This is a genomic window from Kangsaoukella pontilimi (assembly GCF_009830125.1).
GTDB lineage: Bacteria > Pseudomonadota > Alphaproteobacteria > Rhodobacterales > Rhodobacteraceae > Kangsaoukella > Kangsaoukella pontilimi.
In genome coordinates, this window is record NZ_WUPT01000001.1 from 657,280 (window position 1) to 682,102 (window position 24,823).

24 protein-coding genes are annotated in these 24,823 nt (G+C 63.3%); 6 read left to right on the forward strand and 18 right to left on the reverse strand.

The features are described 5' to 3' along the window. The 8 genes from GQ651_RS03375 to GQ651_RS03410 are packed head-to-tail and all read right to left on the reverse strand — an operon-like array spanning position 1 to position 9,205. On the reverse strand, positions 1–2,385 hold the full coding sequence (locus tag GQ651_RS03375; RefSeq protein ID WP_160762796.1) for a PqiB family protein: 2,385 nt from the start codon (positions 2,383–2,385) through the stop codon (positions 1–3). Continuing rightward, positions 2,382–3,029, reverse strand: a complete 648-nt coding sequence (locus GQ651_RS03380) for a paraquat-inducible protein A (RefSeq protein WP_160762797.1) — start codon at positions 3,027–3,029, stop codon at positions 2,382–2,384. The genes GQ651_RS03375 and GQ651_RS03380 overlap by 4 nt, the downstream gene beginning before the upstream one ends. Then, entirely contained in the window at positions 3,008–3,619 is a 612-nt protein-coding gene (locus tag GQ651_RS03385) for a paraquat-inducible protein A (RefSeq protein ID WP_160762798.1), read from the reverse strand. The genes GQ651_RS03380 and GQ651_RS03385 overlap by 22 nt, the downstream gene beginning before the upstream one ends. A gap of 42 nt (positions 3,620–3,661) precedes the next feature. Then, on the reverse strand, positions 3,662–4,648 hold the full coding sequence (locus GQ651_RS03390; protein WP_160762799.1) for an ABC transporter ATP-binding protein: 987 nt from the start codon (positions 4,646–4,648) through the stop codon (positions 3,662–3,664). Further along, on the reverse strand, positions 4,645–5,613 hold the full coding sequence (locus GQ651_RS03395; RefSeq protein ID WP_160762800.1) for an oligopeptide/dipeptide ABC transporter ATP-binding protein: 969 nt from the start codon (positions 5,611–5,613) through the stop codon (positions 4,645–4,647). The genes GQ651_RS03390 and GQ651_RS03395 overlap by 4 nt, the downstream gene beginning before the upstream one ends. After that, on the reverse strand, positions 5,613–6,542 hold the full coding sequence (locus GQ651_RS03400) for an ABC transporter permease subunit (protein ID WP_160762801.1): 930 nt from the start codon (positions 6,540–6,542) through the stop codon (positions 5,613–5,615). The genes GQ651_RS03395 and GQ651_RS03400 overlap by 1 nt, the downstream gene beginning before the upstream one ends. Before the next feature lie 4 nt (positions 6,543–6,546). Further along, complete coding sequence (oppB, locus tag GQ651_RS03405) at positions 6,547–7,515, reverse strand: oligopeptide ABC transporter permease OppB (protein WP_406565443.1); 969 nt, start codon at positions 7,513–7,515, stop codon at positions 6,547–6,549. 58 nt (positions 7,516–7,573) lie between these two features. Then, positions 7,574–9,205, reverse strand: coding sequence for a peptide ABC transporter substrate-binding protein (locus tag GQ651_RS03410; protein WP_160762802.1), 1,632 nt, complete (start codon positions 9,203–9,205; stop codon positions 7,574–7,576). 889 nt (positions 9,206–10,094) lie between these two features. Between GQ651_RS03410 and GQ651_RS03415 the strand changes: the two genes are divergently transcribed. The 3 genes from GQ651_RS03415 (at position 10,095) to GQ651_RS03425 (ending at position 12,167) form a co-directional block, all read left to right on the forward strand. Continuing rightward, positions 10,095–10,493: a Hint domain-containing protein gene (locus GQ651_RS03415; RefSeq protein WP_160762803.1), complete on the forward strand. Its 399-nt coding sequence runs from the start codon at positions 10,095–10,097 to the stop codon at positions 10,491–10,493. A 67-nt stretch (positions 10,494–10,560) separates the two neighbouring features. Beyond that, positions 10,561–11,661 (forward strand): chemotaxis-specific protein-glutamate methyltransferase CheB, encoded by a 1,101-nt coding sequence (gene cheB / locus GQ651_RS03420; protein ID WP_160762804.1) that lies wholly within the window; start codon positions 10,561–10,563, stop codon positions 11,659–11,661. Then, entirely contained in the window at positions 11,658–12,167 is a 510-nt protein-coding gene (locus tag GQ651_RS03425) for a chemotaxis protein CheD (RefSeq protein ID WP_160762805.1), read from the forward strand. Before cheB ends, GQ651_RS03425 begins: the two co-directional genes overlap by 4 nt. 22 nt (positions 12,168–12,189) lie before the next feature. Here the strand turns inward: GQ651_RS03425 and GQ651_RS03430 are convergent, their stop codons facing one another. The 10 genes from GQ651_RS03430 to GQ651_RS03475 form a co-directional block, all read right to left on the reverse strand. Continuing rightward, on the reverse strand, positions 12,190–12,558 hold the full coding sequence (locus GQ651_RS03430; RefSeq protein ID WP_160762806.1) for a hypothetical protein: 369 nt from the start codon (positions 12,556–12,558) through the stop codon (positions 12,190–12,192). Positions 12,559–12,560: 2 nt separating this feature from the next. Further along, a complete protein-coding gene (locus GQ651_RS03435) occupies positions 12,561–12,947 on the reverse strand; it encodes a response regulator (RefSeq protein WP_160762807.1) in 387 nt (128 codons plus the stop codon). Continuing rightward, on the reverse strand, positions 12,947–13,777 hold the full coding sequence (locus GQ651_RS03440; protein ID WP_160762808.1) for a CheR family methyltransferase: 831 nt from the start codon (positions 13,775–13,777) through the stop codon (positions 12,947–12,949). The genes GQ651_RS03435 and GQ651_RS03440 overlap by 1 nt, the downstream gene beginning before the upstream one ends. Before the next feature lie 62 nt (positions 13,778–13,839). Beyond that, positions 13,840–14,322, reverse strand: a complete 483-nt coding sequence (locus GQ651_RS03445) for a chemotaxis protein CheW (protein ID WP_160762809.1) — start codon at positions 14,320–14,322, stop codon at positions 13,840–13,842. A 1-nt stretch (position 14,323) separates the two neighbouring features. Further along, positions 14,324–16,540: a chemotaxis protein CheA gene (locus GQ651_RS03450; protein ID WP_160762810.1), complete on the reverse strand. Its 2,217-nt coding sequence runs from the start codon at positions 16,538–16,540 to the stop codon at positions 14,324–14,326. An 8-nt stretch (positions 16,541–16,548) separates the two neighbouring features. Next, positions 16,549–16,914 (reverse strand): response regulator, encoded by a 366-nt coding sequence (locus tag GQ651_RS03455; protein WP_160762811.1) that lies wholly within the window; start codon positions 16,912–16,914, stop codon positions 16,549–16,551. Then, positions 16,914–17,177: an STAS domain-containing protein gene (locus GQ651_RS03460; protein WP_160762812.1), complete on the reverse strand. Its 264-nt coding sequence runs from the start codon at positions 17,175–17,177 to the stop codon at positions 16,914–16,916. The genes GQ651_RS03455 and GQ651_RS03460 overlap by 1 nt, the downstream gene beginning before the upstream one ends. Before the next feature lie 124 nt (positions 17,178–17,301). Then, on the reverse strand, positions 17,302–18,273 hold the full coding sequence (locus tag GQ651_RS03465; protein ID WP_160762813.1) for a glucokinase: 972 nt from the start codon (positions 18,271–18,273) through the stop codon (positions 17,302–17,304). Between the two features lie 15 nt (positions 18,274–18,288). Beyond that, a complete protein-coding gene (locus GQ651_RS03470) occupies positions 18,289–19,617 on the reverse strand; it encodes a GH1 family beta-glucosidase (RefSeq protein WP_160762814.1) in 1,329 nt (442 codons plus the stop codon). Between the two features lies 1 nt (position 19,618). Continuing rightward, complete coding sequence (locus tag GQ651_RS03475) at positions 19,619–20,668, reverse strand: substrate-binding domain-containing protein (RefSeq protein ID WP_160762815.1); 1,050 nt, start codon at positions 20,666–20,668, stop codon at positions 19,619–19,621. A gap of 265 nt (positions 20,669–20,933) precedes the next feature. On the opposite strand from GQ651_RS03475, the gene GQ651_RS03480 reads away from it, so the two are divergent. The 3 genes from GQ651_RS03480 to GQ651_RS03490 all read left to right on the forward strand — a co-directional run bounded on the left by GQ651_RS03480 (position 20,934) and on the right by GQ651_RS03490 (position 24,801). Continuing rightward, positions 20,934–22,289, forward strand: a complete 1,356-nt coding sequence (locus GQ651_RS03480) for an ABC transporter substrate-binding protein (RefSeq protein ID WP_160762816.1) — start codon at positions 20,934–20,936, stop codon at positions 22,287–22,289. A gap of 98 nt (positions 22,290–22,387) precedes the next feature. Further along, a complete protein-coding gene (locus GQ651_RS03485; protein ID WP_160762817.1) occupies positions 22,388–23,623 on the forward strand; it encodes a carbohydrate ABC transporter permease in 1,236 nt (411 codons plus the stop codon). Positions 23,624–23,637: 14 nt separating this feature from the next. Next, entirely contained in the window at positions 23,638–24,801 is a 1,164-nt protein-coding gene (locus tag GQ651_RS03490) for a carbohydrate ABC transporter permease (protein WP_160762818.1), read from the forward strand. Positions 24,802–24,823: the final 22 nt, after the last annotated feature.

The following is a 24,823-nucleotide window of genomic DNA, read 5'->3' on the forward strand; positions in this document are numbered from 1 at the left end:
TCAGCGTCCCAGTATGATCGAGTTCGGGCGCCGTTCCAGCGCGCGCGACAGGGAGGTCACGGCATCGGCGGCGGCCTGGATATCGCGAAGCGCGGTCTGCACTTCGCGGGCGAAGGGTGAGTTTGTCTGGTAGCCCTGAAGCGTGGTCTCGGCCTGCGCGATAGCGGCATTGGCGCGGGCCACGAGTTGGGGCAGGCCGTCTGCGGCCTCGGCCACAGCCTCGGCGGCGCGCTCGGCGGCTTCCAGGGTCTGGTTGGCCGTGGCGACGATCCCGGCCTCGTTCAGATCGGCAAGCGCCGCTTCGGCCTGAGAGAGGGCACCGGCCAGCGCGGCGGGCAAGCGTTCTGCGGTGGCATCTCCGATCAGGCGGTTCGCGGTGGCCAGCACCTCGGAGAGATCGTTCGCGACCTGTTCAAACGGCACCGTGCCGATATCGGCGGCGATGGCGTCAATCCGTTCCACGAGTTCCGGCACACCGGCGACAGAGTTTTCGACCCCGCGCGCGGCATCCTCGGCAGCACTCAGCGCGGCGGTCAGGCGGTCCGCGGCGCCCGCCTCGTCGATATCGGTCAGGATGGCGTTCAGACTGTCGAGCGCCTCGCCGAAGCGTTCGGGCAGAACCTGCGCGGCGTCCGACGCGATCAGCCCGCGCCCGTCCTCGGCCAGCCCAGTGACCTCGGCCAGAAGTTCCTCCAGAGGCAGCGCGTTCGCCTTGTCTGCCAAAGCGACGAGGCGGTCGGTCAGGGGTTGAAGATCGTTAAGCGTGGTCTCGACGCTTCGCGCTGCCGCACCTGCGTCGTCGATGGCCGTCACCAGCCGGCTGACAGCGTCGGCCTCTTCCAGCGCCGTCACGATCCGGCGCAGATCAGCCGATGCGAGGCGGATATCGCCGAGGATCGCCGCGACCTCGCCCGGAATGGCCTGCACCTCGTCCGAGCCGATGACGCCCCGCGCGTCGGCCAGAAGGCCGCGCAGCTCGGCGGGCGTCTCGCGCACGTTCTCGCTGGTGACAAAGGCCGTGCCGCTGTCGAGGAAGTTGATCGCGCTGTCCAGAAGCCCTTCAATCGGCAGCGCGGCCACGCGTTCCAGAACGCCTTCCGCAGAGGCGGTCACGTCGCTCACGGCCGCATCTGTCACCGGCATGAGCGGGAAGGGGTCGGCATCTTCGAGCCGCGCCTCTCCGGGCGGTTCCTCGACCTGAACGAATTCGATCTTCAGACCGCCGGTCAGGATCGACGCTGTAGCGAGCCGCGCCCGCAGCCCGGCCTCTACCCGTTCTTCCAGAAAGGCGAGCGCCGTTTCCTCGGACTGATCACCCTGAAGCCCGAACCTGCCCGGGCGCACGTCCATTGCCACAAGAAGCCGGACGCGCTCGTCCCCGAAGCGGTCGGGGTCGATCAGACCGGTGACGTTCAGCACCTCGCCCACGCGGACGCCGCGCCATTCGACCGGCGCGCCGGTGCTGAGGCCGCTCACATTCTCGGAGAAAATGGCCGACAGGGTCACGGTTGTGCCGTCGTTCTCCTCGAAAACGCTGTTTCGGGCAGCGGCCTCGTCAGGGAAGATCTCGAATACGGTGCCGCTTCGCACGCGCTGCCCGCCCGAGACCAGAGTATCGAAAGTGATGCCGCCCGAGATCAGAGAGGCGACCGAGGAAAAGGCCAGTTCGGCGCCGTTCGGGCCGATGTTCAGCGAAAAGCCGGAGGTGTCCCAGAAGCGCGTGGCGCTGGTGATCAGCCTGTCATGAGGCTCGAAGATGATGGCCTCGGCAAAGATCCACTGGCCGTCCTGCGAAATGCGAGCGGACCCGATGCGGCCCACTTCGATCCCCTTGTAGAGAATGGGCGTGTTGTCGGTCAGTCCTTCCTGACGGGACGTGCGGAGTTCGAACCTCAGACCCCGGCTCGACGGGGTGAAGACCGGCGCGTCATCCAACCCTTCGAAGCGGGTGGCGGGTTCGCCGATCTCGCTGTCCCACGCGCCTTCGATGAAGACGCCCGAAAGGACGGTTTCAAGCCCCGACACACCCGAGGCGGACACCTCTGGGCGGACCACCCAGAATTCGGACTCCGCGTCGACGAAGGCGGCGACCTCCTTGTCCAGACGGACCGAGACCAGCACCCGGTCGAGCGTGTCGGTAAAGCGCACCGCCTCGACCACGCCAACCGAGACGTTCCGGTATTTCAATTCGGTCTCGTTTGCGCCAATGCCCTCGGCATTCTCGAAGCTGATCTCGATCAGGGGGCCGCGCTCGGAATAGGCGTTCCAGGCCACGCCGAGCGCGATCAGAAGCGCGCCGAGCGGGACGATCCAGACGATGGAGGCACGCTCGAACAGACTCTGGCGCGCGCCCTCGATGGGCACCTCTGGGGGGGTATCGCTCACGCCTTGGCCTTTCCGTCCTGCTCTTGCCGGTCCCAGATCATCCGGGAATCGAATGCCTGGGCCGACAGCATGGTGAAAATGACCGAAAGCGCAAATGTCAGGGCCGCCGGTCCCGGTGTGATCGTCACCACGATGTTCAATTGCACCAGCGAGGCAAGGATTGCCACGACGAAAACGTCGATCATGGACCAGCGCCCGATATATTCGACCACCTCGTAGACCTGCTGGCGGCGGACCTGACCAATGCGCGATCCGCGCCGGACCGACAGCGCCAGAAAGGCGATGGCCACGAATTTGGCGATGGGGATGCCGACCGATGCCAGAAGGATCACGAAGGCGATGCCATAGGCGCCGTGGCTGGCAAGCTCGATGACGCCGCCGACGATGGTGTCGGACTGGTTATAGACCAGCGTGCGCGTCTCGAGCATCGGGTAGAGATTGGCCGGAATATAGGCCATGAACCCCGCGATCCACCACGCCCAGACCCTCTGAAGGCTCTGGGTGTCCCGGCTGACCAGTTTCGAGCCACAGCGCGCGCACCGCGTCTCGGACAGGGGCCATACGCGGGTGCAGCGCGTGCAGGCGACAAGACCCGCCTCGCGCGCCGTGACGATGGGGCCGCTTAGCGGTTCAGTGCGCGCCATACCGACCACCTGCACATCAATGTGTCCTGCACCACCAGAAGGACGACCAGAACCGAGAACATCCAGAAGGCGGGACCAAGTTCGACCCGCGCCAGATCCACCAGTTTGACCAGCGCCACCGCGCAGCCGATCACGAAAATCTCGGCCATGGACCACGGCTTGATCCGTTCCGCCCACCGGAAAGCGCGCTTGGCGCCGGGCCATGCCGGGCGGTCGAGCACGAGGGGCGTGAGCACATAGATCGTCAGCAGGAGCCGGAGCGCCGGCAGGAAGACGATCAGCGCCACCACCGCGAGGGATAGGATCACGAAAGGCCCCTCGGAAAAGGCCAGCGCCGCGTCGATCAGCGTCGCCTTGTTGCCGAGGCCCGCTACGCTGAGCCCGAGGAACGGAAAGGCCAGCGCGCCCATGACCAGCACAAGCGAGGCCAGCGCATAGGCGATGATCCTCAGGCCCGCATTCCGGCGGGGTGCGATCAGCACCGTATGGCACCGCGCGCACGCCGCCCGTTCACCCTTGGCCGGGCGTTTCGCGGTGTAAAGCGCGTCGCAGGACGGGCAGGCGATCAGGCTGTCCAGATCGGAATACATGGGCGTCAAAGTGGACGCCCCGCAGGAAAAGGCAAGACCCGGTCAGCCGTCATGGAACGGGCAGGCGACGAAGCGGCCTGGCTGCGGTTCAAGGAGGGGCGGGCGTTCGCCCGCGCAGCTTTCCCGCGCGATGGGGCATCGCGTACGGAAGACGCAGCCCGAGGGCGGCGAGATGGGCGAGGGCAGTTCGCCCGAGATCGGCGCGGCCCGGCGCTTTGCTTCAGTCTCGGGGTCGGGGATCGGAACCGAGGCGACGAGCGCCTTGGTATAGGGATGGAACGGCGTGCGGATCAGCGCCTTGGCGGGCGCGGTCTCCATCAGGCGGCCCAGATACATGACCGCGATCCGGTCCGAGATGTGCTTCACCACGCTCAGGTCGTGGGCGATGAAGATCAGAGACAGGCCGAATTCGCCCTGAAGCTCTTTCAAGAGGTTGATGACCTGCGCCTGCACCGAGACGTCGAGCGCCGAGACCGGCTCGTCGCAGATCAGAAGGCGCGGGTTCAGGATCAGCGCCCGCGCGATGCCGATCCGCTGGCACTGGCCGCCTGAGAACTCGTGCGGATAGCGGTTGATCTGGTTCGGCAAAAGGCCCACCCGCGCCATCAGGTCCGCGACTTTCTCGCGGCGTTCGGCGCGGCTCAGGTCGGGGTGATGGGTGACGAGCGGTTCCGCAATGATCTCGCCCACCGTCATCCGCGGGTTGAGTGCCGCCAGCGGGTCCTGAAAGATCATCTGGATGTCGCGCCGAAGCGCACGACGGCCGCGCGGGTCGAGCGCCGCGATGTCTCGGCCTTCCCACTCGACGGACCCGCCCGACGAGGGGATCGTGCCGATGACGGCGCGGGCGAGCGTGGATTTGCCAGACCCGGATTCGCCAACGATGCCGAGCGTCTCGCCCGCATTGAGCGAGAAGCTGACGCCGCCCACGGCCTTCAGCTCAAGCGACGGTGTCCAGGGCCATGCGCCGCGCGGCCGGATCGGAAAGCTCACGGCAAGGTTCTCGACCCTGAGAAGAGGTGCCGTCATGTGCGCACCTCGTCCACCGGAGCATGGCAGGCCCGCGCGATGGTGCCCGCCTCGGTCAGGGGCGACATGGTGGCGCGGCAGGCGTCGCGGACAAAGGCGCAGCGGGGCGAGAAGGGGCAGCCCCTGGGCAGTCCCAGCATGTTGGGCGGCTCACCGTCGATCGTTGGCAGCACGTCGTGATCCACGTCAAGCCGGGGAACGGCGCGGAGAAGCCCTTGCGTATAGGGGTGCGTGGGATGAGCGAAGATGTCAGGCGTCGGACCTTTCTCCATGATCCGCCCGCCATAGAGCACGATGGTCCTGTCCGCGGCGCCTGCCACGATGCCGAGGTCGTGTGTGATCAGGATGATGGCGGTGCCGAACTCCTCACGCACGTCCCGCAGAAGGTCCATGATCTGCGCCTGCACGGTGACGTCGAGCGCGGTGGTGGGCTCGTCCGCGATCAGGAGCTTCGGACGGCAAAGAAGCGCCATCGCGATCATGATCCGCTGGCGCATCCCGCCCGAGAACTCGTGCGGATACATGCGGACCCGCGCCCGTGCCTCTGGGATGCGGACCGCGTCAAGCATCCGGACCGCTTCCGCTTCGGCCTCGCGGTGGCTCATTCCCTTGTGCAACCTCAGGACCTCGGTCATCTGATCCGAGACGCGCATGTAGGGGTTGAGCGAGGTCATCGGGTCCTGAAAGATCATGGCGATCTTGTCGGCCCGGATGCGGTTGAGCGCATCCTCGGACAGGCCGTCGATCCGCGTACCGTCGAAGGTGATTTCGCCCGTGGCGCGTCCGTTCCGCGCCAGAAGGCCCATGATCGCGAAGACGGTCTGGGATTTGCCCGAGCCGGACTCGCCCACGATGGCGAGGGTTTCGCGCGGGTCGATGTCGAAGCTGACGCCGTTGACCGCGTTGACGGTGCCGTCGCCTGTCTCGAACGAGACGGTAAGATCGCGGACGGACAGAAGGCTCATCAGCGATCCTTCGGGTCGAGCGCGTCACGCAAACCGTCGCCGACGAAGAAGAAGGCGAAGAGCGTGATGACGAAGAAAAAGAGGGGGAAGCCCAGCTGCCACGGCACGCCGTAGCGCATCTGGTTCGCGCCGGCCGAGATCAGCGCCCCTAGTGACGTATTTGGTTCCTGCACGCCGAGGCCAAGGAACGAGATGAAGCTCTCGAAGATGATCATCGTGGGCACCAGCAGCGTGGAATAGACGATCACGACGCCGAGAAGGTTCGGCACGATGTGGCGGCGGATGATCGTGGCGGTGGGCACGCCGATGGCGATGGCGGCCTCGATGAACTCCTTGTTCTTGATCGACAGCGTCTGGCCCCGCGCGATCCGGGCCATGTCGAGCCACGAGATCAGGCCGATACCCACGAAGAGCATCAGGATCGACCGGCCGAAGACCACCAGCAGAAGGATCAGCACGAACATGTAGGGAATGGCCATGAGGATATCGACGACGCGCATCATCGCACCGTCTATGCGCCCGCCGAGGTATCCCGCCGTCGCGCCCCAGATCGTGCCGACGATCACCGATATCAGCGCGCCCACGACGCCCACCATGAGCGAAATCCGCGTGCCCTGCACGGTGCGGGCGTAGAGGTCGCGGCCCAGTTCGTCGACGCCGAAATAATGCCCGTTCGCGATCGAGGGGCCGCCCATCTCGGAGATGCTGCCGAGCATACCCCAGTCCACCTCTTCGTTCGACCATTGGGCAAGGAACTGACCGAAGAAGGCGAAGAGAAAGACGAAGATCAGAACGACCAGCCCCGCGACGGCCGCCTTGTTCCGGAAGAACCGCGTTCGGGCATCCTGCCAGAGCGACCGGCCCGCCACGGCCTCGGCGCCGAGGAAAGCCTCGGTCGCGGCGGCACGATGGAGAAGGGGGACGCGCATCGGATCAGTACCGGATTTTCGGGTCGATCCACGCGTAGAGGATATCGACCACGAGGTTGAAGAGAATGGTCAGCGCGCCGATCAGGATCGTGATGCCCATGATCATCGAATAGTCGCGGCTGAGCGCCGAGTTGACGAAGAACTGCCCGATCCCGCCGGTCGAGAAGAAGACGTCCACTACTACCGATCCGGTGATCATGCCGACGAAGGCGGGGCCGAGATAGGAGATGACCGGCAGAAGAGCGGGGCGGAGGGCATGGACGAGGATCACACGCCGCATCGGCAGGCCTTTGGCGCGGGCGGTGCGGATGAAGTTGGAGTTGAGCACCTCCAGCATCGACGACCGGGTAAGTCGCGCGATGGAGGCCATATAGGACGTCGAGAGCGCTATCACCGGCATGATGACGAACTGCCATTGTCCGCCCTGCCATCCGCCGCCCGGCAGCCAACCGAGCCAGAGCGTGAAGACGATGACGAGGATCGGCGCCATGACGAAGTTGGGCAGGACCTGCGCGCCGACCGAGACGCCGACCGCCAGATAGTCGAGCCAGGTGTTGTGACGGACCGCCGCCAGAATGCCGAGCGTGCCGCCCACGATGACCGCGACCACGAAGGACCAGAAGCCATAGGTCAGCGTGACGGGAAAGCCCTGTGCGATGATGTCGTTGACCGTGCGGTCCTTGAACTTGAACGACGGCCCGAAGTCGAACTGGGTCACGACGCTCCAGACATAGATCGCCATCCGCTTCCAGAGCGGTTCGTCCAGACCGTATTTCGCCTCCAGGTTGGCCAGAACCTCGGGCGGGACGCCGCGCTCGGTGGCGAAAGGCGAGCCGGGGGCGGCCTCCATCAGAAGGAAGGAGAAGACGATCAGGATCAGAAGCGTCGGTATCGCGACAAGAACGCGCCGGAGGGTATAGGACAGCAAGCGTCGGGCCTTTTCCGTTTCAAGACCGCCCGGCAGGGTTCCCATGCCATGGACGGACCGGAAAACGGCGCGCCGGGTGGCCCGGCGCGCCGCGTCTCACGCGTCAGTCGGCGACGCGGTAGAACTCTTTCACGTACCAGTTGTTCTCGGCGTTCTCATAGGGGAAGCCCTTGAGCGACGCGTCCAGAAGGAACGTATTGGCGTAGTGATAGATCGGGATCATGCCCATCTCGTCGGCGATGATTTCTTCGACCCGCGTATAGTTGGGCTGCGGATCGTCCGACGTCTTGGACGCCTTCATTAGCTGATCGACCTCGGCGTTGGAATACTTGCCGTCATTCGAGCCGTGGGTCGTGGTCATCAGATCGAGGAAGGTCGACGCCTCGTTATAGTCGGCGCACCACGCGGCCCGCGCGACGTCGAAGTCCTGCTGCGAGCGGGTTTCCAGATAGGTTGCCCATTCCTGGTTCTCGAGACCGGCCTCGACGCCCAGCTTCTGCTTCCACATCTGGCTGATGAGGGTCGCGATCTGCTTATGCTGGTCGGAGGTGTTATAGAGGATGTCGAGACCCATCTCGTCCACCGGCACACCGTCTGCGCGGGCGGCCTCGATCAGCTCTTTGGCCTTTGCGTCGCGCTCGGCCTGACTCCAGGTGCCGTAGTCGATCTCGGGCGCTTCGAAGCCTGCGGTCGCGATATGGGTAAACGAGTAAGCCGCCGTCTGACCGCCCTTCAGGATCTGATCCACGATCACGTCGCGGTCGACCGCATAGGACAGAGCCTCGCGCACGCGCTCGTCCTTCAGCGCCTCGGGGCCCGAGTCGCTGACATTGATCGCGTAGTAATACGAGCAGAGACGCGGCACGCTGTGGGCCTCGTCCGGACGCTCCTGTTGAAGACGCGGGAACTGACCGGCGGGAACGGGTTCCAGAAGGTCGTATTCGCCCGCCTCGTAGCGCGTGAGCGCCTGCGCCGAGTCGTTGACGATCACGCCGTTGATCTCGGTGATGATCGTATTCTCGGCATCCCAGTACATGTCGTTCTTGACCATGGTGAAGCCCTCGCCAAGCGAGCGGCTTTCCAGCACGTAGGCGCCGTTGCCGACAAGGTTGCCGGGGCGGGTCCAGTCGTCGCCATGTGCCTCGATCGTCCCCTTGTGCGTCGGGAAGAGCGTCGCGTGGGTCGTCATCGACGGGAAATAGGGCAGAGGGTTATTGAGCGTGACCTTGAGCGTGTAGTCATCCACCGCCTCGACGCCCAGTGTGTCGGGCGCGGCGTTGCCGGCCACGATGTCGGCGGCGTTCACGATCTCGGTGATTTCCATGTACCACGCATAGGGCGACGCGGTCGCGGGATCGGCGGCGCGCTGCCAGGCGTAGACGAAATCATGCGCGGTAACCGGATCGCCGTTCGACCACTTGGCGTTTTCGCGCAGCTTGAACGTCCAGACCGTGTTGCCTTCAGAGGCTTCCCATTCGGTCGCCACGCCGGGGATGTTGTCGCCCGGAGCGTTCTGGTTGAGCAGGCCTTCGAAAAGCTGGCGCGCGACGTGGCTGCCCGAGACGTCTTCGATCAGCTGCGGGTCGAGCGTCGGCACATCGTCGAGGAGGCGATAGGAAAAGGTCTGGTCATCGGCCAGCGCTTCGCCGGTTTCGGGATGCGTGCCCGCGGCAAAGGACGCCGCAGAGGTCAGCAATAGACCCACAGTCGAAAGTGCAAAAATGGATGTCTTCATGGAGAACTCCCTTCTCGTTGTCTCTCATCCGGTCAATTTTGGTCCCTTAGGGAAGGCGCCGGATGCGGAATGCTCCCATTCTTGAACCTCATTCTCCGAGTGCAAGGAAATTCCGCCTGTCGCGCCGGGCGACCACGCGTAAGCCGGGGCCTGCAGGCGGCGATTTGCCGAGATCCGCCGCTTTACCTGATCCGCGATTCGAGAGGGTGTCGAGTTTACCGCTGCGACCGGTCTAATCACTGCCGCAGATGGCCGATTCCGTCGCTCTTCGGGTGTCGGAACGACTCGGTTTCGTGCGTATCGGGCGCTCCGCCGGTACTACTGAAGGCCAGCAGAGAAGTTTTTTCGTTTTTTCTTAGGATAATTTTCTCGACTTCATTGTCGCACGGTAAGCAACGAGTTTTGGCGGATATCCATGCCAGCTTGGTTTCCCGGCTGACCTGTCTTCAGAACTGTTTCCGGAAATGATCCGTTATTCCTAGATATGGTGGGCTTCGACACCAAAGTGCCCAATTCTGCCGAATTCCCGGTATGAGCCGTCAAACTTTTGCCGGGGGGACGGGGCATAAAGGGTTTGTCAGCGGCAGAGCGGTCCACCTCATCGCCCCTGCTGCGTAACAAGTGTGATCCGGCCATGTTGGTTGGAATTTCGGGTTGGGGGCGTGCCACAGAGTGGTGGCGGCACGTCCCACTTTTAGAGCGTGTGGGTCCAGAACGGACCGGTAAAGGTGATGTGATGAGTGCAATGTCGACCAGTTTGAACAGCAACAGTTTCGAAGACCGCCTGGCGCAGAAAGAGCGCCGCATGCGGGAAACCAGACCCCTGGCGTCCCCCGCGGCTGCGCCCCGGGATCGCTCGGAATGGTGGCCGCTTGCCGGTCTTGCGCCCATGACCCGTGTGCGGACCATCTTCGGCGATGTCCATGCCGTGGCGCTTCGCAAGGGGGACGAGATTCTGACGGCGTCGGGCGAGTACAAGCCCATCCTCTGGCTGAATCGTGTGCTTCTCGACCAGGCCTTTCTGGCTGAAAAGCCCGACTCGCACCCCGTCTGCATCCGCGCAGGTGCCTTTGGGGGCAAAGCTCCTTCAAACGATATCCTCGTCTCGCCCCGGCAGATCGTGGAGACACCGGAAGGCCGCTTCGAAGAGGCCGCGTCCCTGATCGGGCAGGCCGGTGTGTCGCGCTTCAGCGAAACCGGTCTCAGCTATACCATGTTCCACCTCGGGCGGCCCGAAAGCGTGGTGGTCGAGGGCGCGCTTCTCAGAACGGCCCCGCCGGTGAACTAAACGAATTCTTCAGTCTCTGCCTTTACGACGTGCTCGGGCCGGTCTTAGCCGGTCCGGGTTTCGTTGTATGGGTAGCGTCGTCTTGCTTGGTACGTCACATTCCGATGCCCGCAAGGTGCGGGTTCTCATCGTGGACGATACGGCCACGATCCGCCGGCTTCTCCGCGCGCTTCTCGCCGATGATCCCCGTATCGAAATCGTGGGCGAGGCGGGTGATCCCTACGAGGCCCGCGCGCTGATCAAGTCGCTCAATCCCGATGTTTTGACGCTGGATGTCGAGATGCCGCGCATGAATGGCCTGGTCTTTCTGGAAAAGATCATGCGCCTCAGGCCGATGCCGGTCATCATGGTGTCGTCCCGCACCGTCGAGGACAGCGAAGAGGCGGTGACGGCGCTTTCGCTTGGCGCGCTCGATTGTGTGGACCTGCGTCGTCTGCGGAGCGGCGACCCGCGTTTGCCCGATCTCGGCGACATGCTGGTGACGGCGGCGCGCGCCCGCGTTCGCGGTCAGGCCCTTGCCGACAGGCCGAAAAGCCAGGACGCCGAAGGTGCGAACCGCGCTTTCGACTGGAATGGCCGCTCCGTTGTCGTCGGCAGTTCGACCGGCGGGGTCGATGCGCTTCTGAACCTCTTCGGCTCCTACCCTCCGAACGGGCCGCCGACGGTCGTTGCGCAGCACATGCCGTCGCAATTCCTGGAAAGTTTCGCAACCCGTCTGAATACCCATTCCCCGGCGACCGTCCGTTTGGCGCGCGACGGGGATGTGCTGACACAGGGCGAGGTGCTTCTCGCACCGGGGGGCGGTTTTCACGCGGTCCTGAGAAACCGTGGCGAGCTTCGTGTGTCGCTCGTCGCGGATACTGGCGAGGATCTGTACGTTCCGTCCGTGGCGCGCCTCTTCAGCTCGGCAGCGCCGCTTGGAAATGGTGTCGTCGGCGTCATGCTGACGGGAATGGGCCGCGACGGTGCGGCCGAATTGCTGGACATGAGGAATGCCGGCGCGTCCACGATCGCGCAATCCGGGCGAAGCGCGGTGATTGACGGGATGCCCAAGGCCGCGCGCGAACTCGGTGCGGCTGAAGCGGTTCTCGATCTCTCCGATATCACCCCCCGCATCCTTGCGTTGACCTCGTCGTCTGAGCGTATCGTTTCGCGGGTAACTGGATGAGCGGCGGGCGCACGATCTACATCTCACAGGGCGAAGATGGCGTTTCAGGTGAGCCGGATGTCGTCATTTCGACCATTCTCGGGTCCTGCGTCTCGTTCTGCCTCTATGACGCGGACGCGAAGATCGGCGGGATGAACCATCTGCTTCTGCCGGAAATGAGCTCGGGTGGCGGCGGTCTCGATACCGTTGGTGCAGCCGCGATGGACCTGCTCATCAACAAGATGGTGCATCTCGGCGCGTCGCGTAAGCGGCTTCAGGCCAAGGTTTTTGGCGGCGCGTCGATGCTCTCGGGGCTGACGGATATCGGCGCGCGGAACGCAGCCTTTGCGCGCGCCTATCTCGCGTCGGAAGGGATGCCATGCCACGCGGAAAGTCTTGGCGGGGCGCAGGCACGGCGCCTCCGCTTTCACGCGGCAACGGGCCGGGTACAACAGAAATTCGTCAACGAGGCGCCGGTCCTGAAGCCGGTGGAAGTCCCGGAACTGAACTCTGTCGAACTGTTCTGAGACGCGACGGCGGCGCGGCGCACTACCCGAAGAGGTGCAGATCCTCACCATCATCGGCGACGGTGATGCCGTTTTGGGCCGAATGGAGCGCCTTGCGGGTGGTGTCCAGAGTGACGACCCGTCTCAGGTCGACACCCTGGCCCATCGCGTCGGCCGGCAAGCCGTCGGCAATATGTGTGCATATCGCGGCGAGGTCCGCGAGGACCTGCGCCGTTCGGTCGAGGGTCTGAAGCTCCTGGATTAGCGATGCGGCGTCGATCTTGCGATCCAGGAACTGGCCGAGATGGTCCTGGACCGACAGGTTCGCCGACTGCGCGTCCTTCAGCATCGCCGCCACTGCGCGGAGGGCGCTGTCGAAATCCAGATGTTCGGCGTCCATCAGCGTCGTCATCGTCACAGTCGTCCGACAATCGCTTCGATCGCCGCCTTCATGTCTGCGGTCTCGAAGGGCTTCTTTAGGAAATTGTTCATTCCGAGCTTGCGGCCTTTGTCGATGATGGCGGGGTCGGCGCGCCCGGTGATGAGAAGAAATCCGACCTTGGCCGTCTGCGGGGTATTTCGCAAATAGTGCAAAAGGTGCAGCCCATCCATGCCCGGCATGTTGTAATCCGAGATGACGAGATGCACCGGGGATTTCAGGACAGCCTGCAGGGCCGCTGCTCCATCGGACGCGGTCGCGACATTGCGAATTCCGATCGAGTCCAGTGCCTGGGTGATCAGGCCGCGGCTGGTCGACATGTCATCTACGACCATCAGACGCAACTGTTCTCTGAGTGCCATCAGTCTTCCCTTTCCGGAGTGCCGACAGGACGTGCGTCTGTCCGGCGATATGTCGTTACACCAGTTTGAATGAACCCCGATGTCTCGATCGGGTGGATGCGTTCGGAGTGGCCGAGAAAGAGCCATCCTTCGGTGCCGAGGCTGGCGCGAAACCTGGGCCAAAGGGCCGATTGATGTTCGAAATCGAAATATATCAATACGTTGCGGCAGAGGATTGCATCGAATCGCCCCTTCATTGGCCACTGGGCGTGAAGGTTGAGCTGGCGGAAAGTGACGAGTCTGCGAACGCTGTCCGGCATTACGAGAGACCCGTCTTCCTGCCGCGTCGCTCTCAGTGCCTGCTCGTAGAAATCGGGCAGCGCGGACAGGCTTGCTGCCTCGTAACGCGCTGATTTGGCTTTCGAAAGAACCTTGGGATCGATATCCGTCGCGAGAATGCGAATGTCGTAGTCGCTTGCCATCGGATCAAGCGCGAGAAGCAGCATGGCGAGAGAGTAAGGCTCCTCGCCTGTTGAGCAGCCCGCAGACCAGAAGCGCAGACGCCTGCCGCGTTTCGCTTCTCGGAGAAGGGCCGGCAAGACTTGCGTTCGAAGGGTTTCGAAGTGGTGCGCTTCACGGAAGAAGCTGGTCACGTTTGTGGTCAGAACTGAAATGAGCGCGCGGCGTTCTTCGGCATCGGGGGACGCCGTCAGGAGGGCGATGTAGTCATCAAAGCTCAGACAGCCGACACTGCGCATACGGCGCGCGAGCCGCGATTGAACCATGAGCCGCTTGGCGTCGGGCAAGGTCAGGCCCGCATCTTCCCGAGCGATGCCGGCAATGATGCTCATTTGCGCGCTGGACAGGGACGGACCTGTCCCTGCGAGGTCGGTTGATATGGCGGATGAAGCGTTCAAGCGGCAACCTCGCCAATGTCCGGCATGATCGATGAGAGATCGAGAACGCGAACCATGCGTTCGTCGATGATCGTCAGAGCGCGCAGAAATGTCTGGTTCTCGTCAGCGGCGATTTCGGGCGGTGAGCGGAGTTTCTCTGTGGGGAGCGTCAGAATATCCGAGACGGCATCGACGCGCAGGCCGAGTGTCCGCCCGTCGACGTCGATCACGATAATCACGTTCCTGTCGTCCGGCTCCGTAGGATCCATGCCGAGGCGCATCGCGAGATCGATCACGGGCAGAACCGTGCCTCGAAGGTTGATGACGCCGCGAACATAGCTTGGTGAATGCGGAAGCGAGGTGGTTCGCGTCCAGCCGCGGATCTCTCGCACGGACATGATGTCGACGGAATATTCATGATCTTCGACCCGGAAGGACAGGAGTTCGATCTCGTGGGGCGCGCTTGGATCCGGTGCGGCGTTGGTTGTGTCGGCAGTCATGTCAAACAGCCTCGATGTTTGCGGGGGCGCGGCTCTGGCCGCTGGAATTCTGGATCAGGTCGCTGGGATCAAGGATCAGCGCAATCTGACCGTCGCCAAGGATCGTGGCCGCGGCCACACCCGGCACGCGGCCATAGCTGTCCTGAATGCCCTTGATGACGACTTGGCGCTGATCTTCGATGGAATCGACGACCAAAGCGGCGCGGTGCCCGTCCTCCTGCCCGGAGAGAAGCGCGATTGCGCCGGCATAGTTCTCTTTTGGTGCGCGGTAGCCAAGTTCGACGCCGAGATCGAGAAGGGGTACGAAGCTTTCACGGACGAGGACGACATTGCTGTTCGGGCCCAGCCTGCGGACGCTTTCGCCATCGAGGGTCAGGGTCTCGACGATCGCGTTCAACGGCATGACGAGGGCTTCGCCCGCGACCGACACGACCATTCCGTCGAGAACGGCGAGCGTCAGGGGCAGGGAGATGGAAAAGGTGGTGCCCTTGCCGGCGTGCGATGTGATCGAGATCCGGCCGCCAAGCGCGGTGATCGCGTTCTTCACCACGTCCATGCCGACCCCGCGTCCTGACAGGTTCGAAACTGTCGTCGCGGTCGAGAAGCCGGGCATGAAGAGTAGCTGGTCGATCTCACCATCGGTCAGTGCAGCATCCTCGGGGATCAAGCCCTTGTCGATGGCGATCTGGCGGACTTTCGGCCTGTTGATGCCACCGCCATCGTCCGACACTTCGATCACGACGCGTCCGGATTTGTGGGACGCCGAGAGGCGCACCTGTCCTTCCGCCGGTTTACCGGCGGCCTGACGGTCTTCGGTCTTTTCCAGCCCATGATCGACGGCGTTCCGGATCATATGGGTGAGCGGATCGGCGAGGCGCTCGATCACCGTCTTGTCGATCTCGGTGTTTTCACCGTCGGTTGTGAGAACGACCTTCTTGCCGACCGCTGCCGAGGCCTCGCGGACGATACGCGACATGCGCTGGAAAAGCGACTTCACCGGCTGGGCGCGGATCATCATCACGCTTTCCTGGATGTCGCGAGTGAGTTGCAGGAACTCTTCCAGGCCGCTGGTGATCGCGGTGTTCGATCCGAGGCTCGACTGGGCGACGGATTGAGACAGCATGGCCTGATTGATCACCAGTTCGCCGACCAGATTGACCAGTCTGTCGACGCGGCTGAGATCGACCCGCACTGTCGGGCTTGCCATGTTCTTTGGCGCGGCCCCGCCCTTCGGCGCGCCGCCCGGCATCGCGGTAGTAGCCTCGGCCGGGCCGTCTTCGTCGGTGGCCGCCGGGTCGATGGTGGCAAGGGGAGGTGCCACGTCAGAGGTGGGCGACGCAGGCTCCGGTATCTTGTCCATCGGCAGATCGGCAGGCGCAAACGTGCCGGCAGCCTCTTCAGCGGGGACGCTTTCTCTGGGAGAGGCATCCGAGCCGAAGCTGAGCGTGCACAGCCCCTGAACGAACTCGAAGACCTCTTCCACCATCTCGCATTTGACGGGATCGTCGAATTCGACGGTCCAGGTCATGCGCGCGCCCGGCGCGCTGTCGGGGTCGAAGTCAAGCCGGACGGCCGAAGGGCGTAGCTCGCCAAGGCTTCTGAGGAGAAACAGTGGCTCGTTCCCAGATTTGTAGAGTTCCGGCTCGGGACGGAAGACGACCGTGCGGGCGACGGGCTCTTGTGGCTCATCGTCGGAAGGCAGGGGCGGCAGGCTTGCGAGAAGGGCGTCGAAATCGTCATCGGCACCGTCTGCGGGCGCACCGAGGTCGCCAAGGTCCAGCGTCAGCGGTTGGAAATCGCTGATTTCTTCTTCAGCCTCGCCGCTGTCGGGCGATGTGGAGTATTTTCCCAGTTCTTCCAGAACCGGATCAACCAACGCGGCGTCCACCGTTGTCTCGTCGCGGGCGGCGCGGACGAGGTCGGAGAGGATGTCGCCACAGCGGAAGAACAGCTGGACCAGATCGTCCGACGGGGCCAGTTTTCCCGACCGCACGTCATCCATCGCGGTCTCGAAGTGATGCGCGAAGGAAACCACCTGATCCAGCGCAAAGGCACCCGCACCACCCTTGATCGAATGAACGGCGCGGAATGCGACGTTGATCGTCTCGTCATCGGCAGAGCCGTCGGACATGGTCTGCAGGGCGTCGAAAAGCCCTTCCAGCAACTCTTCGCATTCTATGAAAAAGGACGCGCGGATATCGTTCATGGGATCGGACATGGCGTTCCTCAGCCGGCGACCATGCGGAGTGCGCGGATCAGCTTGTCCTGTGCGAAGGGTTTGACGATCCAGCCGGTGGCACCGGAGTCGCGCGCCCGCGCCTTCAGTTCCGCCGAACTTTCCGTGGTCAGGACAAGGATCGGCGTGTGCTTCGTCTGGGATCTGTCGCGGATCGCGTCGATGAAGCCGAACCCGTCGAGCCGGGGCATGTTGATATCGGTGATAATGACATCCGGCGCGATGTCTTCGAGCACCTCCAGGCCGTGCTGGCCATCCTCGGCCAGGTGAATTTCAAAGCCTTCATCCTTGAGGGCCAGTGTGATCATGTCGCGCATCGTTCGGCTGTCATCGACAGCGAGGACCGAGATACTCATCAATCATCTCCGCTCGTGAATTCGGTTTCGGAGAGGCCGAACGTTTTCAGCCCGTCGCAAAAGGCGTCCGTTGCGCCATCTATCGTGAGGATTGCGCCATCCGCAGTCCGCTCGTGTCGCGCCAGAAGCAGAGCCTCCAGGCAGAGCCCGCCGAGGAATTCGACCTGCGATCCGTCCAGCGTGACAGGGCCGGCCTCAAGCGCGCGCAGCCCCTCCGCCAGCGCATCGGCGGTGCCCGTGTCCAGACGGGAGGGCAGGGTCATGCGGGCCGTCATGCAGACACCCGGAAGAAGCATGCAAAAGGAATCATCGCGCCGTCCTGTTTTCGGAACGGCGCCGGTCTAGCCCGCAGTCCGTTAAGACCCAGTTACGAGACGCTTGCCTGCGCTAGAATTGAGAAGAGAGATGATGCGCCAGCCCGATCAGTGCGGCGTAGTCGTCCTCGACCACATGAATGGCGAAATTCTGCATGAAACCGGCGAAGCGGCCCTTGTCGCGGAACGCGTCTCCAAAGCCATTGGCGGCAAAATAAGGTGTCATCGCACGGCTGACGCCGCCCACCAGGTAGACGCCGCCGAAGGGCAGGTGGATCAGCGCAAGATTGCCCGCGACGGTGCCGAGGATTCGGATGAAGACGGCCACCGCTTCTGCCGCGATCTCGTCATCGCCGTTTTCGCAAGAGGCCATGATATCGGCGGCCTTCTTTTCCGCCGGCGATCCGGCTTCGCTGGCAAGCCAGCGATAGACGCGTTCCAGCCCGCGACCGGACAGGACGTCCTCGATGGCGGGGAAGCCATGCGCGGTCTCGACATAGCGGCAGAGGCGCAGTTCCGCATCGGTGCGGATCGGCATGTTGGCATGGCCCGCTTCGGAGGGCGGCACGTAGCGGCCGGTTTCCGTGTCATAGACGGGGGCCGCGTTGAAACCGGTTCCGACGCCGATAACCAGGCGCGCCGAATTGGGTTGTGCTTCGGGGCCTGGGACGACCGTTCGGATGTTCTCGGCGTCGAGGTGACCGATTGCATGTCCCTGCGCCTGAAGGTCGTTCAGGACCGCCACGGTCTCGGCATGGGTAGCGCGTGCGAGCGTGTCCTTGTCGATGGCCCAGTCGAGATTGGTCAGGACGCCGCGCCCGTCGCGGACCGGTCCGGCCACGGCCACGGACGCGCCCTTGCAATCGACATTGCCTTCCTCGTCGAGATAGGCGCGCAGCACCGTCTCGAGCCCCGGATATTCGGAATTCCGGTAGCGCCGGATGGTTTCGGGCAGAAGCCGCTTGCCCTCGGCAAGGGCGACGCGGGTATTCGTGCCGCCGACATCTGCGACGAGGGAATAGGTATCTGCTGGACGGGACGTCATGGCGAATTTCCTGGGTCAGGCGTCACGGGCCAGTGCGCGGGCAAGAGCGTGATAGGACGCTTTCGGGGTGCGCTGCAAGCTGTCGAAGTCGACATGGACCAGCCCGAACCGCTTTTCATAGCCCAAGGACCATTCGTAATTATCCATCAGCGACCAGACGATATAGCCCGCCACGGGGGCTCCGTCGGCGATGGCGCGGCGCACGGAATCCAGATGCTGGTTGAGATAGTCGATGCGGACCGGATCATCGACCTTGCCCGCGTCGAGCGTATCGTAATTCGCCATGCCGTTCTCGGTGATGTAGAGCGGCAGGTCGCCGGTATACTCCTGCGCGAGTCGCGTCAGGAAGCGGTAGAGACCCTCGGGGTAGATCTCCCAGTCCATGGCGGTCTTCGGGAGCGGACCTTCGACCTCTTCTAGGCTAGGCCAGGCCGCGTCGGTGGGCGCGATATTCTTCCGCGTGTAATAGTTCAGCCCGCACCAGTCCAAGGGCGCCTGAATCGTGCCGAAATCGTCCTGCCAACCGGCGGGCATATGCGGCTCAAGCCCCTCCATGGCAAGGTCGGGGTAGCGTCCCGTGAACAGGCCTTCGACGAAGAAACGGTTGTAATAGGCATCGTAGCGCGCGGCAGCCGCCGCGGCCTCGGGCGTGTCGTCCACCGGGTTGGCCCACTCGAAGTTGCAGACAGCGCCGAGGTTCGACATGCCGAGGCCCCGCATCACCTCGATCGAGCGGCCGTGGGCCAGAAGGATATGATGCATGGCCCGCGCGGTGGCGCGGATGTCGCGCAGACCCGGCGCGTGGCCACCCATGAAGTGGCTCAGCCAACCCACGCACCACGGTTCGTTGATCGGCGCGGCCGACCAGACGCGGTCCCCGATCCGGCCCATGATGACCTCGGTGAAATCGGCAAGCCAGCCCGCGATATCGCGGTTCCGCCAGCCGCCCTCGTCGGCCAGCGCTGAAGGCAGCTCCCAGTGATAGAGCGTCGCGGCGGGTTTGATTCCCCGTTCGAGCAGGCCATCCACAAGACGGTCGTAGAAATCGAGCCCCTCGGCATTGGGCGTGCCGCGTCCCTCGGGCAGGACCCGCGCCCAGCTTGTCGAGAAGCGGTAGGTGTCCACGCCAAGACCCGCGATCAGGTCGAGGTCTTCGTCCAGACGGTGGTAATGGTCGCAGGCGATGGCGCCATGCTCGGCCCGGACAACGTTGCCCGGCGTCGCGGCGAAGTCGTCCCAGTGGGTGCGGCCCGCGCCGCCGAAGGAGTGGCCTTCGATCTGATAGCTCGAGGTGGCGACCCCGAAAACGAAGTCGGACGGGAAATCCGCGCGTGTGAAGTTCATCTCAGCCTCGCTGGCGGTGGGGCGCTAGGTCGGGGGCGGGGCCTGTGGAACTGCCCACGGTCAATTCCGCCTCCATCAGCCGTTGGCGCGGCGCGTCGCCCGTTCCGGCGATGATGTCAAGAAGCATGTTGGCCGCGTTCCGGCCCGCTTCCCGCACCGAAGAGCGCACGGCGGTGAACACGGGGATGTCGTCGCCGCTTTTGAAATAGGAGAGATCGTCGTCATAGATGACGATCGACACGTCGCGCCCGACGATAAGGCCCAGCTCCTGCACCGCGCGTCGGACGCCGATGGCGCAGATCACGGAGGCCACGACAAAGGCAGTCGGTGGCATGGCGTCGTTCAGCATCTGGCGCGCGCTTGCGTATCCGTGCCGCTCCGTCATCTCGCCATGGGCGATCAGTTCGGGGCAGGGGACGATCCCGGCCTCCTCCAGCGCCTCGCGATAGCCTGTCCGGCGGCGCGTGGCGAAGTCCATCGTCTCGATCCCGTTGATCAGGCCGATGCGGCGATGGCCGAAGTCGATCAGAAACGACGTTGCCCGGTAGAAGGCGCGGCGGTTGTTTACGTCGAGCCAGCTATACTCCCGGGTCGAGCCGGTGGCGCGGCCATGCACGACGAAGGGAAGCCCCAGTTCGCTGAGCATCGCGATCCGCCGGTCGTCGACGCGGGGGCCATGGACGATCACGCCATCCACCGATCCCCTGTTGGCAAGATCGCGGTAAACCTCGTCCTCGTCGCCATCCGACACCATCTTGAGGGTCAGGTCATAGCCTGCGGCCGCATAGGCCTCGCCCGCGCCCGAGATGAAATCGGTGAATATGGGGTTCACGATCTCATGCTGGGTCGAGACGGGAATCACATGCCCGATCGACATCGAACGGCCCGTCGCGAGGCTTCGGGCACGGTTATTCGGATGGTAATTATAGGTTGTCGCGGCCTCGCGGACGCGGCGCCGGGTTTCTTCGGCCACCTCGGGATAGCCATTCAGCGCCCGGCTTACCGTCGTCTGTGACAGCCCCAGTATCTCTGACAGTTCCCGAAGGTTCATTGGATTCTCAAAGCGGTTTCAATTTTGTGGAAACGTTAGGCAAATCTGCGAGCCGCGTCAAAGAGTCGTTGCTGCGGCGCAGAAAGAGGTGGCGCTAACAACCATTTAATTTCAGTGCGATGAGAAAAGTCGGATTGACAGACGTTCGCGTTTCGGACAGGGTCCGCGCATCCAAAGCGCTTTGATATTTGTTTGGCGCTTGTCAATTTTCGGGCTGGGTGAAACGCTCAACTCAGAAAGAAATCGTGTCTTGGGAGGAACGATCATGAAAAAGACTTTCTATACCGGCACCGCCATTCTTGCCCTGACGGCAGGTTCGGCCGTGGCCGGCGGGCATCTGCCTTTCACTCCGGGTGAGGGCGACTTCAGCTGGGACAGCTATAACGAATGGGCCGCCAGCGCGCCTGACTTCAGCGGCCAGACCGTGACCATCGCCGGTCCGTGGCTCCAGCCGGAAGACGACGTGTTCCGCTCGGCAGTGGCCTATTTTGCCGAAGCAACGGGCGCAGAAGTGATCTACACCGGCTCGGACTCGTTCGAGCAGCAGATCGTCATCGACGCCGAAGCGGGCGCCGCGCCCAACATCGCCGTTTTCCCGCAGCCGGGCCTTGCCTCGGACATGGCAAGCCGCGGTCTTCTCTATCCGCTGCCCGAGAGCATGGGCTCCTGGACCGCCGAGAACTACGGCGCCGGTGAAAGCTGGGTCGACCTCGGCACCTTCTCGGATGCCGACGGCAACGATCAGCTCTTCGGCTTCTTCTACAACGTCAACGTGAAGTCGCTGGTCTGGTATGTGCCCGAGAACTTCGAGGACGCAGGCTATGACGTGCCCGAATCGATGGAAGACCTGCGCGCGCTGACCGAGCAGATCGCAGCCGATGGCGAAACGCCGTGGTGCATCGGTCTGGGATCTGGCGCAGCCACCGGCTGGCCGGCGACGGACTGGGTCGAGGACATCATGCTCCGCACCCAGCCTGCCGACGTCTATGACGCCTGGACCACCAACGAGATCCCGTTCGACGACCCGCGCGTCGTCGCCGCGATCGAGGAATTCGGCTGGTTCATCGAGGACGGCAAGGTTGCCGGCGGCACCGGTGCCGTTGCCACCACCGACTTCCGCGACAGCCCGAAGGGTCTCTTCTCGTCGCCGCCGCAGTGCTACATGCACCGTCAGGCGTCGTTCGTTCCGGCCTTTTTCCCGGAAGACATCGAGTTCGGCGATGACGTGGATTTCTTCTACTTCCCGTCCTACGACTCGAAGGATCTGGGCAACCCGGTTCTGGGTGGCGGCACGCTGATGGCGATCACCGACCCGTCGGACGCCACTTCGGCCCTGATGGAGTACTTCCAGCTTCCGATCGCGCATGAGATCATGATGGCTCAGACCGGCTTCCTGACCCCGCACAAGGGCGTGAATCTGGAGACCTACATGAACGACGCGCTGAAGGGGCAGGGCGAGATCCTCGTCAACGCCACCACCTTCCGCTTCGACGGGTCCGACCTGATGCCTGGCGGCGTCGGCGCCGGGACCTTCTGGACCGGCATGGTCGACTTCACCGGCGGCAAAGCCGCAGGAGAGGTCGCCTCGGACATCCAGTCGAGCTGGGAAGCGCTGAAGTAAGCGCACCCGATCGCGAAAGACGACAACGAGAGATCCGGCGTGTCCGGGTCTCTCCACAAAGACAAAAATAATCGCTTAGCCAGACTTGGGAGGGGTTCATGCATCCTGCATTGCAAGGCTTGTTGACCATTGTGATCGGCGTTGGCGGCTGCATCGGTTACTTCTATTTTTCCAACGAGTTTCTCGACAAGGTGCTGTTCCCCGCGAAGGGTCCGAACGCCGGTCGGAATATCAACCGTGCGAACCAGATCCGGCCATGGCTGTTCCTGTTTCCCGCGATGTTCGCCCTCGGCCTCTATCTGGCTTATCCCGTCTTCGAGACGCTGCGCCTGTCACTGACCGACCGAAGCCAGGGCGGCGCCTTCGTGGGCATGGCGAATTACAACCAGATGTTCGCCGAGGACAAATTCTGGGAAGCGATCCGCAACAACATGCTCTGGCTCATCGTGGTGCCGGCAGCATCGACCGCCTTCGGCCTGCTGGCCGCTCAGCTTACCGACCGGATCGGCTGGGGCAGCGTGGCCAAGTCGCTGATCTTCATGCCGATGGCGATCTCGTTCGTGGGCGCCTCGGTAATCTTCAAGCTGATCTACGACACGCGCCCCGTCGATCAGGATCAGATCGGCGTTCTGAACGCGGTCTGGCTGCAATTCGAGGGCGGGATCGGATCGATCCTGTTCCTGAAAGTGCTGCCCTTTGTAATGGTGGCGGGCTTCGCGGCGATCGTGGCCTATGTTGGCTATCTTCTTCTGACGCCCTTCATCGACAAGGGCGCTCGCAAGGAAGGCATCTTCCTCTCCGTCGTTCGTCTGATCGGCGCCGCTGTCGCGGTCTGGCTGGTGGTGATCTCTCTGATGTCGCTCGCAAGCATCTTCGCCGCCGACCTGCCGTATGGCGAGCCGCAGACATGGCTGACCATTCCGCTCTGGAACAACTTCTTCCTGATGGTGGTGTTGATCTGGATCCAGACCGGCTTCGCCATGGTGATCCTGTCGGCCGCTCTGCGCGGTATCCCCGAAGAGACGGTCGAAGCGGCCATCGTCGATGGCGCCAACCCGTTCCAGATCTTCTTCAAGATCAAGGTACCGCAGATCATGCCCACGATCGTGGTGGTCTGGACGACGATCACCCTCGTCGTGCTCAAGGTCTTCGACATCGTCTTCGCCATGACCAACGGTCAGTGGGAGACGCAGGTTCTGGCCAACTACATGTTCGACAAGCTGTTCCGCGCGAATGACTGGGGTATCGGCTCGGCCTCGGCGATCATCATCATGGTCCTCGTGTCTCCGATCCTTGTCTGGAACGTCTACAACGCCCGCAAAGAAATGCGCTGAGGGAGGATCAGATCATGGACAATATCGCAGGTTCAAAATCCAGCCTCACCTGGGCGGTGCACATCTCGGTCGCGGCGCTGGTGTTCCTCTGGCTCTTCCCGACGATCGGTCTCTTTGTTTCGTCCTTCCGCACGGCAGACCAGATTTCGTCGAGCGGCTGGTGGGCATCCCTGTTCCCGGCCGAACAGACGATCCAGCTCAGGACCGGCGGCGGCGACGCAGCCGTGCAAGAGGGCGATCTCTGGGTGGTCGAGGGCAACCTTCTCGTCGATCACGAGGACAGCCCCGGCACCGATGTCACCCTGACGCGCTTCGGCGTCTCGTCGCGGGACGTTTCGGCCTATGCTATCGGTGAGACAGCCGAGTTCGGCGACGGCGCGGAAACGGTGACCCTCTCCGCCAATGGCGACTACCGCTACACCAGTACGGAAGAGCCGGGCCGCCGCGGCCAGCGGGTCTTCATCACGGCAGAGGTGCCGCCCGAGTTCACGCTTGGCAACTATCAGACCATCCTGTTCTCCGGCACCGGTCAGGACAACATGGCCAAGGCGTTCTTCAACACCCTGACCGTGACCGTTCCGGCAACGATCATCCCGATCGTGGTGGCGGCTTTTGCGGCCTATGCGCTGGCCTGGATGGACTTCCCAGGACGCGCGCTGCTGATCGCTCTCGTCGTGGCGCTACTGGTGGTCCCGCTCCAGCTTGCGCTGATCCCGCTTCTTCGGCTGCATCTGGGGATCGGCATCGGCAAAGGCTATCTGGGCGTCTGGCTGGCGCATACGGCCTTCGGGTTACCACTCGCGATATACCTGCTCAGAAATTATATGGTGGGCCTGCCGCGGGACATCATCGAGAACGCCAAGGTGGACGGCGCGACGGATTTCCAGATCTTCACCAAGATCATCCTGCCGCTTTCCTTCCCCGCACTCGCCAGCTTCGCCATCTTCCAGTTCCTCTGGACGTGGAACGACCTGCTGGTGGCCAAGGTGTTCCTGATCGATGCGACGGGATCGACCACGGTCATGACCAACCAGATCGTCGAACTTCTGGGGACCAGAGGCGGCAACTGGGAGATCCTCGCCACGGCCGCCTTCGTCAGTATCGCGGTGCCGCTTGTCGTGTTCTTCGCGATGCAGCGCTACCTCGTGCGCGGCCTTCTGGCCGGCTCGGTCAAGTAATCCGATAAGAGAAGAGAGTTCC

What these genes read in the sequence shown, in the direction of transcription:
- GQ651_RS03480 (WP_160762816.1), top strand. Translation starts at nt 20,934, where the DNA reads ATGAAAAAGACTTTCTATACCGGCACCGCCATTCTTGCCCTGACGGCA.
- GQ651_RS03465 (WP_160762813.1), bottom strand. Translation starts at nt 18,273, where the DNA reads ATGACGTCCCGTCCAGCAGATACCTATTCCCTCGTCGCAGATGTCGGC.
- GQ651_RS03485 (WP_160762817.1), top strand. Translation starts at nt 22,388, where the DNA reads ATGCATCCTGCATTGCAAGGCTTGTTGACCATTGTGATCGGCGTTGGC.
- GQ651_RS03450 (WP_160762810.1), bottom strand. Translation starts at nt 16,540, where the DNA reads ATGTCCGATCCCATGAACGATATCCGCGCGTCCTTTTTCATAGAATGC.
- GQ651_RS03430 (WP_160762806.1), bottom strand. Translation starts at nt 12,558, where the DNA reads ATGACGACGCTGATGGACGCCGAACATCTGGATTTCGACAGCGCCCTC.
- GQ651_RS03415 (WP_160762803.1), top strand. Translation starts at nt 10,095, where the DNA reads ATGACCCGTGTGCGGACCATCTTCGGCGATGTCCATGCCGTGGCGCTT.
- GQ651_RS03390 (WP_160762799.1), bottom strand. Translation starts at nt 4,648, where the DNA reads ATGACGGCACCTCTTCTCAGGGTCGAGAACCTTGCCGTGAGCTTTCCG.
- GQ651_RS03395 (WP_160762800.1), bottom strand. Translation starts at nt 5,613, where the DNA reads ATGAGCCTTCTGTCCGTCCGCGATCTTACCGTCTCGTTCGAGACAGGC.
- GQ651_RS03425 (WP_160762805.1), top strand. Translation starts at nt 11,658, where the DNA reads ATGAGCGGCGGGCGCACGATCTACATCTCACAGGGCGAAGATGGCGTT.
- GQ651_RS03380 (WP_160762797.1), bottom strand. Translation starts at nt 3,029, where the DNA reads ATGGCGCGCACTGAACCGCTAAGCGGCCCCATCGTCACGGCGCGCGAG.
- GQ651_RS03435 (WP_160762807.1), bottom strand. Translation starts at nt 12,947, where the DNA reads ATGGCACTCAGAGAACAGTTGCGTCTGATGGTCGTAGATGACATGTCG.
- GQ651_RS03440 (WP_160762808.1), bottom strand. Translation starts at nt 13,777, where the DNA reads ATGAGCATCATTGCCGGCATCGCTCGGGAAGATGCGGGCCTGACCTTG.
- oppB (WP_406565443.1), bottom strand. Translation starts at nt 7,515, where the DNA reads ATGGGAACCCTGCCGGGCGGTCTTGAAACGGAAAAGGCCCGACGCTTG.
- GQ651_RS03460 (WP_160762812.1), bottom strand. Translation starts at nt 17,177, where the DNA reads ATGACCCTGCCCTCCCGTCTGGACACGGGCACCGCCGATGCGCTGGCG.
- GQ651_RS03475 (WP_160762815.1), bottom strand. Translation starts at nt 20,668, where the DNA reads ATGAACCTTCGGGAACTGTCAGAGATACTGGGGCTGTCACAGACGACG.
- GQ651_RS03445 (WP_160762809.1), bottom strand. Translation starts at nt 14,322, where the DNA reads ATGACTGCCGACACAACCAACGCCGCACCGGATCCAAGCGCGCCCCAC.
- cheB (WP_160762804.1), top strand. Translation starts at nt 10,561, where the DNA reads ATGGGTAGCGTCGTCTTGCTTGGTACGTCACATTCCGATGCCCGCAAG.
- GQ651_RS03385 (WP_160762798.1), bottom strand. Translation starts at nt 3,619, where the DNA reads ATGTATTCCGATCTGGACAGCCTGATCGCCTGCCCGTCCTGCGACGCG.
- GQ651_RS03490 (WP_160762818.1), top strand. Translation starts at nt 23,638, where the DNA reads ATGGACAATATCGCAGGTTCAAAATCCAGCCTCACCTGGGCGGTGCAC.
- GQ651_RS03410 (WP_160762802.1), bottom strand. Translation starts at nt 9,205, where the DNA reads ATGAAGACATCCATTTTTGCACTTTCGACTGTGGGTCTATTGCTGACC.
- GQ651_RS03470 (WP_160762814.1), bottom strand. Translation starts at nt 19,617, where the DNA reads ATGAACTTCACACGCGCGGATTTCCCGTCCGACTTCGTTTTCGGGGTC.
- GQ651_RS03455 (WP_160762811.1), bottom strand. Translation starts at nt 16,914, where the DNA reads ATGAGTATCTCGGTCCTCGCTGTCGATGACAGCCGAACGATGCGCGAC.
- GQ651_RS03400 (WP_160762801.1), bottom strand. Translation starts at nt 6,542, where the DNA reads ATGCGCGTCCCCCTTCTCCATCGTGCCGCCGCGACCGAGGCTTTCCTC.